This is a genomic window from Streptomyces pseudogriseolus, assembly GCA_002154585.1.
GTDB lineage: Bacteria > Actinomycetota > Actinomycetes > Streptomycetales > Streptomycetaceae > Streptomyces > Streptomyces pseudogriseolus.
The window spans coordinates 1-538 of sequence record MUNG01000521.1; the positions used below are offsets into that span (position 1 = coordinate 1).

Here is a 538-nt window from a genome sequence, read left to right on the forward strand (position 1 = left end):
CGGTCTGTTCCGTACCGAGTTCCTGTTCCTGGACGACAGCAAGGCCGCTCCGTCCGAGGAGAAGCAGGTCGAGGCGTACCGGCAGGTGCTGGAGGCGTTCCCCGAGGGGCGTGTCGTGGTGCGTGTGCTGGACGCGGGCGCGGACAAGCCGCTGGACTTTCTCACGCCGGCCGACGAGCCCAACCCCGCGCTGGGCGTGCGGGGTCTGCGGACCCTGCTCGACCACCCGGATGTGCTGCGTACCCAGCTGACGGCGCTGGCGAAGGCGGCGGACGGGCTGCCGGTCNNGCGCCGATGGTGGCGGACCGGGCCGACGCGAAGGCGTTCGCGGACGCGTGCCGGGAGGCGGGGCTGCGGGCGAAGTACGGCGCGATGGTCGAGATCCCGTCGGCCGCGCTGCGGGCGCGTTCGGTGCTGCGGGAGGTGGAGTTCCTGTCGCTGGGCACGAACGACCTCGCGCAGTACACGTTCGCCGCGGACCGTCAGGTGGGTGCGGTCTCCCGGCTCCAGGACCCGTGGCAGCCGGCGCTGCTCGACC

General features: G+C 72.9%; 1 pseudogene. It reads left to right on the plus strand.

Features of this window, described 5'->3' with window-relative positions:
- A pseudogene (locus CCN29_RS32090) lies at positions 1-538 on the plus strand (putative PEP-binding protein); the annotation flags it as partial.